Genomic DNA, 7,617 nt, shown 5'->3' on the forward strand with positions numbered 1-7,617 from the left:
GGCTCGACCGGCAGCATTGGGAAGAGCGTGGCTTGCCGTTCATGCGAGTAGGCCGCGACTCGTAAGTACGTCGGCCAATGATTGCGGATCGGTGAAGCGATGAGCGTCGAGACCGGCCGAGCGTGCGTATGTGGCGCAAACTGGCAGACGGCACGACAGACCGAGGGCGACTGTAGGACAACGTGCACCTCCACAACTGCGCGCTACGCTCGTGGGTCGAAGCTGCCATCCGGGGCCCTCCTGTTTGAGAAGGTTATTTTGATGACTCTCAGATTGTCTGACGATGCAGGCCCCGTCGTCGACCATGCGTCAGTGACCTCGATTTTCCTGATTTTGTGGAAACTGAGAGCCATTATTGTGCACCTGCCGAGGCGCGCTGCAGAAAGGTCGATATCACGTCTACGACACCCTCGGCCAGCGGAAGGTCTGGGGCGCTGTACGTAGCGATGTTTTCGTTTCTATCGCCTGTCCGAACGACTTTCAGAACATGATTAGCGTTGGCGACACGCGCGAGTTCGGCTTGTGGATTCGCATGCTCAAGCCGCTCGGCATCGTCAGGTCTAACCTGAATATCCTGCATTCCCTGCACAATGAGCACCGGCCTCGCATAGTGGGCTAACAGCGCAACTGGATCAAGGTTCAGTTCGCTGATGAGAAAGCGCTGTACGGTCGGTCTGAACAAGGGTATCAGCGCAGGATCGATCTTTGCCGCGCTCACCGTTTGTCCAGCTTCAAGGGATTTGAGCGCCGCCATCGCATTCTCCAAGATTGGCGCGTTTGCCGGATTGGTTCGCAGTTGTTCCTCTAACACATCCGCCAAGGGACGACCCGCTGTCGAAACCAGAATCAGACCGCAAATATCAGCCGTGCGCTGCGCAGCCACCAGCCCGACCAGCCCTCCCTCGCTATGACCTAATACCCATACACAGGCAACGCCAGTGCGCGTTCGGATGGCCGTCACCCATGAGTGCACGTCAGTCGCGTAGTCGTCAATCGTCACATCGTCAGCATCGGGTATTGCTGAGGCGCTTGCGTACATGCCTCGTTTGTCGATGCGGACCGTCGCAATGCCACGGGTTGCGAGCCCCTCGGCCAGTAGTTGATATGTTGCCGCCCGGAGACCGTTTGGGCCGTTTCCATTCCGGTCAGTCGGGCCTGAACCCGGCACGATCAGAACGACAGGAACATGAGGTATCGCTGGCGACAGCAGCGTTCCCCGCAGTGGCCCTACCGGCCCCGGCGCGTCGATTTCCGTTCCGATGATCTGCGACGATGCTCCGGAATGCATAGCTGCCGCCATTGCGATAGCGCCAAGAACGGTCATGCGCGTTGCCTCGGAAGCCCAACGATGAAAAAACGCAGTCTGCCACAGCCTCGGTAAATGGACGTCCCGAGGCGTTCTTCCGGTATGGCATTCGCTCATTTTGCAGAAGATTCAGATAGATCGGACGTGGTTTTGCGGCACGTATATTATTTGCGCTAAACAGGCGCATTCGGGAAAACGTCTCAATCCTGGTACTTGTGGGAACGATGCGAACAGACGAACGGGATGAGGAGCAAATGAGAAAATCAAACCTGACATTTATCCTTCAATTTCTTTCGTCATTGTTCGCAGCCATTGCCTTGGGCGGATGTGCCGAGTTGTCGCCCAGCGATCCGGATGCGCAGAACCAAAGTATGGCGCTCGAGCGATGGCAAGATGCTCAGGCCGTTCAGGCAGCAACCCAGGCGACAGGTCGCCGCGTGTGGTTTGCAGGCTTCGCCATGAACTCAACTTCCACGGCTTTTCAGAATGACATGGAGCTGGTTTCGCGCAGACTCACTGAGTTGGGCGGACCGGTATTGAAGTACGAGGAGAGCGACGGGCCGCAAAAAGACAAGTTACATTTCCCGTTTGCGACTCCGGCAACACTCATCGATGCAGTCAAAGAAATATCCAGCCACGCGGGCCCGGATGACATCGTAGTGGTTTTTATTTCCACGCATGGCAACCGAAAAATTCTCAGCGTGAATGTCGCACACCACGAGTTGAAACCCTTGACGGCCACACAGCTGTCGAGTGCGCTTGCTCTGCTGGGAGACCGGCCGACGGTTGTGATACTTGCGGCCTGCTTTTCCGGGTCGTTCCTGCCAGAACTCCAGGCAGAGCGACGTATCGTCATCACATCGGCTTCGGGCGAACGAGCATCCTTCGGGTGTCAGGCAGACAGTCAAAATACCTTTTTCACCGAGGCACTCTTCGCGAAAGGTTTTGATCGGTCAGAGTCACTTTCACGGCTAATGAACGATGCCAAAACAAGGGTCGCGCGACGTGAACACGAATTGCAGTTCCGGAATTCTGAGCCACAGATGTCGGTAGGAGTGAAGTTGCGGTGGTTGGCGGAGCGGCCTTTGAAAGACTGGTTTCAACCGGGCGACGAAACCACTGACACGCCCCCAATCGATCCTCTCTCCCTGCTTGGGAACGCCGGGAAAAAGGCCTATCACGACTACCAGTCCCAACCGGTTCCGCGCGCATTCGTGATGTCAAGCGGAGGATCTGGGCAATATGCAGTCGGTACAACACCGCACGATACTTCGCTACCTACTGATCCGGCCGCGCGGGCGCTCGCGCTGTGCAACCGCCGAGGGCTTGCGGACTGCAGGCTTTACGCTATTGACGATCGCGTAGTTTGGACCGGTGACTGACCGCGCAGCCATGCCATAGCGACTCGGAAGACGCCCGGCGTACACGGCATCCGTCAAGGGCGACGCTCGGTTACCGCCCTTCGCTCGGTGGCTCGAGGTTTCCTCCCTGTCGTTCGAAGACTCGCGAGCGCGACCGTCAGGCCCACTGACGCCGATCCGTACTCTCACCCGTGCAAGCACATGTCATCGACAACGGCATCCCAACCGCCGAACTTCTGGCATCGGTAAAGCAGCGGCAAATGTATGACCGTACGCGAAGAGGCACCTCCTTCTATTCGGAGTGGTGACGCGCTCCCCGCATCGCAGGACACAGCGGCGACGTTCAACCTCCTATAGCGAGATCGAGACGAGCACATTCACGCATATTTCGATTTGTCTGTCACGACCATGCGCCGACCGTTCACCCAGCACGAATCGAATGCACCCGTGCTGCCGCCGTGTGGAAGCTACAGCGCCGGAATCACGCTTGGGAACTCCAGGTGATATTCCACGCGCTTGACTCCCGCTACGCCCTCGGCAGCGATCTGAATCGCGCGTTCCTCCTCCTCGCTCTCGATGACGCCCCATAGATGTGCGACGCCTTCCTTGACGAGCACGCACTGCTTCGGAAGCCCCCAGTGCTGCCCGTGCATCTCGCGGGCTATCGCGTCACGCAGACTTGCATCGTCGCGCGACGCCGAGTCCGTGGTTGCTACAACGGAAATGAGCGTCCAGATCAGGTTTGAGCGGCTGACGATTCCGACCAGCTTGCCGTGTCTCAGCACCGGCACGAGTTTCAGATGCCGGCGCTCCATGAGATCCGCAATCTGCGCGAGTGGCATGTCCTCAGGAATCGAGATCACTTCGTCGCACATTACGTCGCTGACGAAACGTCCGTGCTCCTTCACATACCTCGCGGCCTGCCCGCGAGACGATGACCACAGAAGTTCGCGCCACCACTGCCGCTTGCCATGGCTGGTCCCGTTTTCTACCCGATGCAGGAGGTCGCTATGGCAGATGATGCCGATGATCCTTCCGATCGCATCGACGACCGGCATGCCGCTGATACGGTTGACGACGAGCAGTCTTGCAGCCTCGTGGATCGTCATGTTCGGTGCCGCGGTGACGACTGACGTGTTCATGATGTGGCGTGCGAGCATGGTTACTCCTTCAATGTGTGCCGACAGGTCCTCATTAGGTGCTCCCATCGCGCGGCCTGGACCCGAGCCGTCCGCTCGGTGCTGAGGCGCCTTGATTCCATAACCTGATTCAATTCCGTATTCGGGCACCACCCTTTGCGCAACGACCCACCTTGAACGGGCTCGTCTTGTCGTTGAGCGCGCCCAAGCCGACCGTGCTATCGAACTTCGAGTGAGCAAAAGAGGTCTGGAATGCAAAAGGCAATCGCGTCATCCAGTGCTGGCTGCGTAGCAAACGAAAACTGCGATGGGTCGAAGCGCGGAAACGGCGTGTTTCCCGAAACATGGGGCACCTGGGCGGAGTCATTCAGCCCAGAATCGAAATCGGCGTTACCGGTCGCGGCAATACAGCACTGAAATCCACTGGTGGCCATCGCCGTGAACACGCAGCAGGTTAGAACGGGTAAAACCCGGCTCGGGTAGCTCATGTCGCGGCTCCTTAGGCGTGGCACATCGTTGAGCGCTCCTCATCAATAGCGCTGGAGTAGTGACTTTCCTTGCGCAGGGCACCCGCGGCTTCTACTTATTTCTGTGGCGACGGCGTTTGGTAACCTCAAAGCCCCTCGAGGAGGGGAAAACCGACGACATGGCGACGGAAGCCTCGCAGATTGCATAGAGGTTGGCCACAGCAACGCCTACCATTGCAACAAGTCCGGCGAAATACAAGGGATGGTGCTTCGCAGCCTGACGCGCCGTTTTCAGTACAGAAGTCATGACGTGCCCCCTTCCTTCGACGACCAGGTTGGGTCCCTGGATCTGTAGTTGTTATGGTCACCCTCCAATACGATAGCAGCCTGGATCTGATCGTAGTTTATTCGCTGACGCCCGAACATAACCTGAACAGGTGATCGCATGAGCCCTGCCCAGCCAGTGCCGACGGAACCTCTCCCGTCCAGTTCAGTCCCTGGACATTTCACAGATCCTCCCCATGGTCGGTGATGAGGCATTCCGCACCTGGCTGCTAATCGCCAAGGCAACGCTCACGGCGACGGAACGCAAGGTGCTGCTGGAGCTTCTGGACGGAGAACCGAAAAGTCATCGCGGCACTCTTGGGCCAGAGCCCGAATACAACGCACATCCACGTCAAATCGATCTATGCCAGGTTCGGCGTGCATAACAGGGCCGCACTGACATCCTTTGGCTCGGGCGCTTGCCCTGACCGTATCGGAGCCGGCTAACCGGATCGCGCCGTGGCGCCGCTACCGCAGTTCACCTTCGTGCGTGTGGCCCTGGGCGTTTTGTCTCGGTCTCCATGAAACCGGCGGCAGCCCAACCATGGAAAGTTTCGAACCTTTGAGATTTTCTACAACCCGATTCGCCGCAGATGTTCGAGGAGCTTTTTCAGTCACGCAACCCTGAGCATTCGCGTGAACGGGGGCTCGGGGCGGGACTGGCGATCGTCTCGCGACTCGCACGCGTGCCTGGCGCAAAGATCAGCCTGCGCTCGCAATCGGGAGAAGGGATCGTGTTCAGCGTTCGGCTGCGACTCGATGCAGCGGGTCCGGGACGCGCACCGCGCTAGTTCGACGGGCATCCGATTGCTGCACACTTCGACGGCGTCCCGATGCTGGTGGTGGGCGATGAACATGTGGTGCGAGACAGCCTCGTGCGTCTGCTCGCGGCGTGGGGCGCCCTGGTCGATGCGGTGGAGAGTGCAGCCGAGGCGCTGGAACTCGCCGGAGCGCCAATGGCGCGTATGCCTGTGCGATCTGCGCTGCGTCACTGCGAGGATGGGTTCGACTCGCGATGACCTTGAGGGAAAGGCGCTTCTAATTGCGAACGTTGTGCGTGAATGCAACCGCATGTCGCCACGGCACGAAGCGGCGACGCACCCATCAGACAAAGGGACAGTGCGCATTGCATGTGCATACATCCTGGAATGTGCGCTACCGCACATTCCAGGAACCAAGCTGAAAGTCACGCCGCCTATCACTTTGGTCAGACGTCCCGTCCCTTCACAAGTGCACTGTTCGCGCTCAATCCGCAAGCGATGCGTTCCTGTGCCAACTGGCCGGGAAGGCGAATTCCTTTCGATGCTGAACCAAGACGGGAGAGTCAAGGCAATGGATACCGAACCTGAGCCTGCAAGCCCCGCAGTATCCTCCCTTTCGTCGAGCACACCCCCCAGTCGCGCCTGGCAAGTCAGGATTCAGTGGGCAGTGCTCGTGATTGCCACTGCCCTCTGCCTTTCGTTGTCCACGCAACGTGGCGTCAACCCGCTTGTCATTGGGGCCATTCTTCTGGCGTCCGCGGTGTCGAGCATTGCAGGGTTCGCTTTCTCCGCGGTGTGCGGCGCCATGCTGTTTCATCTGTCCGACGACCCGGTGCAGATCGTCCAGATCATGATCGTCTGCAGTGTCGCGAACCAGACGGCAGTGGTCTGGTCGCTCAAGCGTGAGATCCAATGGCGCGAACTGACTGTCTTCCTGATCGGCGGCGCAGTCGGACTGCCCGTTGGCATAACGGTATTGCTGACGCTGGACCGCCATGTCTATACGCACGTGCTTGGCGTGTTTCTCGTCCTTTACGGTTGCTACATGCTTGCCCGCAAGCCTCTGGTCATCGGTCGCCAGGCAACGGCCTTCGATGTCTTCGCCGGATTTCTCGGCGGAGTTACGGGGGGCGCGGCCGGCTTTCCCGGCGCATTCGTCACCATCTGGTGCGGCTTCAAGGGCTGGAACAAGAAACGTCAGCGTGCGATGTTTCAGCCATTCATATTGATCATGCAGGTGGCAGCCCTCGCGGTGATCAGTCTCCTGCGCCACTCTTCCGGCAAGGTGGGGTTTGATCCAGCGATCCTGCTCTGCATACCCGCGTCGCTTCTCGGCACCACAGTCGGCATGACACTTTATCAGCGGCTATCGGACAATCATTTCGCTCGCGCCGTGAACCTGCTGATGATCGTCTCGGGAATCAGCTATTTCGGGTGATACAGCTTGCGAGTCACCATATCGTAGTCCTTTCTATTTTCTGGAAAAATCAAAAAGCCGGCACAGGAGCCGGCTTTCTTGCGTCGCTTTCTTGCATCTATTCGCCGCAGAATCGCGCGAATGAAATGTATTCCAACGCGACAACAGTTCCAGCAGAACCTGCCGGAACTGCTATTAGTGCCCAGGGTGGGACTCGAACCGCATGCCTTTCAGGGTTGTATCGCGATAAGGTCGGCACGGGCAGAGAGTTGTGTCATGATATGGATTCCTACATGACCAACGAATAGAACTTCTCGGCAGCAGTTCGCGCGATGCCATGGACAGCTATCGGACGAAGATCCGATAGCGCCACCGAACTTCGATGGTTAGCCTGACGGCTCGTCTGTTTGCCTGTCGTTGCGACGGAAACCATATTTCCGGTATCTGGGGCATCGTTTGTGCAATCGCTGCGCGTATTGTTTTTCACTCCAGGCCGAACGCGTTGCGCGCGGGCCGTGAGGTCAGCACAAGCCTCGTGCTTCGGGAGCAGCCGCGATGAATACCAGGAATGACGAACACACGCGCCGGCGCTGACCAGGATTTACGCCGCCGCAAACGACAGAACCCCGGTTCTCGTTGGGAGAGACCGGGGTTCTGGACGTTACAGCATAAGGAGCCTGACGATTACCTACTTTCACACGGGCAATCCGCACTATCATCGGCGTGGAGTCGTTTCACGGTCCTGTTCGGGATGGGAAGGGGTGGGACCAACTCGCTATGGTCATCAGGCATGACGGGTTGCTGCGTCGCGATGGGTTCTGGTCAACCCGGCGCCACAGCCA

At 58.4% G+C, this 7,617-nt stretch carries 8 protein-coding genes and 1 rRNA gene; 5 read left to right on the forward strand and 4 right to left on the reverse strand.

The features are described 5' to 3' along the window. Positions 1-352 precede the first annotated feature (352 nt). The gene (locus JMY28_RS35300) at positions 353-1,264 is read right to left on the reverse strand and encodes an alpha/beta hydrolase (protein WP_201700523.1); all 912 of its coding nucleotides are present in this window, start codon (positions 1,262-1,264) and stop codon (positions 353-355) included. 296 nt (positions 1,265-1,560) lie between these two features. On the opposite strand from JMY28_RS35300, the gene JMY28_RS35305 reads away from it, so the two are divergent. Further along, positions 1,561-2,688 (forward strand): C13 family peptidase, encoded by a 1,128-nt coding sequence (locus JMY28_RS35305; RefSeq protein ID WP_201700512.1) that lies wholly within the window; start codon positions 1,561-1,563, stop codon positions 2,686-2,688. 446 nt (positions 2,689-3,134) lie between these two features. Here the strand turns inward: JMY28_RS35305 and JMY28_RS35310 are convergent, their stop codons facing one another. Together JMY28_RS35310 and JMY28_RS35315 are read right to left on the reverse strand one after the other, a co-directional pair. Next, entirely contained in the window at positions 3,135-3,827 is a 693-nt protein-coding gene (locus JMY28_RS35310) for a CBS domain-containing protein (protein ID WP_201700513.1), read from the reverse strand. A 197-nt stretch (positions 3,828-4,024) separates the two neighbouring features. Then, positions 4,025-4,294: a hypothetical protein gene (locus tag JMY28_RS35315; protein ID WP_201700514.1), complete on the reverse strand. Its 270-nt coding sequence runs from the start codon at positions 4,292-4,294 to the stop codon at positions 4,025-4,027. A gap of 621 nt (positions 4,295-4,915) precedes the next feature. Here JMY28_RS35315 and JMY28_RS39195 point away from each other — a divergent pair. The 4 genes from JMY28_RS39195 (at position 4,916) to JMY28_RS35330 (ending at position 6,796) form a co-directional block, all read left to right on the forward strand. Then, the gene (locus tag JMY28_RS39195) at positions 4,916-5,044 is read left to right on the forward strand and encodes a helix-turn-helix transcriptional regulator (protein WP_236597190.1); all 129 of its coding nucleotides are present in this window, start codon (positions 4,916-4,918) and stop codon (positions 5,042-5,044) included. A 146-nt stretch (positions 5,045-5,190) separates the two neighbouring features. After that, positions 5,191-5,388, forward strand: a complete 198-nt coding sequence (locus tag JMY28_RS39600) for a hypothetical protein (protein WP_407945575.1) — start codon at positions 5,191-5,193, stop codon at positions 5,386-5,388. A 42-nt stretch (positions 5,389-5,430) separates the two neighbouring features. Beyond that, positions 5,431-5,616: a hypothetical protein gene (locus JMY28_RS35325; protein WP_201700515.1), complete on the forward strand. Its 186-nt coding sequence runs from the start codon at positions 5,431-5,433 to the stop codon at positions 5,614-5,616. 409 nt (positions 5,617-6,025) lie between these two features. Next, the gene (locus JMY28_RS35330; protein WP_201700516.1) at positions 6,026-6,796 is read left to right on the forward strand and encodes a sulfite exporter TauE/SafE family protein; all 771 of its coding nucleotides are present in this window, start codon (positions 6,026-6,028) and stop codon (positions 6,794-6,796) included. Positions 6,797-7,450: 654 nt separating this feature from the next. Here JMY28_RS35330 and rrf read toward each other — a convergent pair. Beyond that, a 5S ribosomal RNA gene (gene rrf, locus JMY28_RS35335) occupies positions 7,451-7,564 on the reverse strand. Positions 7,565-7,617: the final 53 nt, after the last annotated feature.

Origin of the sequence: Paraburkholderia hiiakae (assembly GCF_904848665.1) — a bacterium.
In the GTDB taxonomy this organism is placed as follows: Bacteria; Pseudomonadota; Gammaproteobacteria; order Burkholderiales; family Burkholderiaceae; genus Paraburkholderia; species Paraburkholderia hiiakae.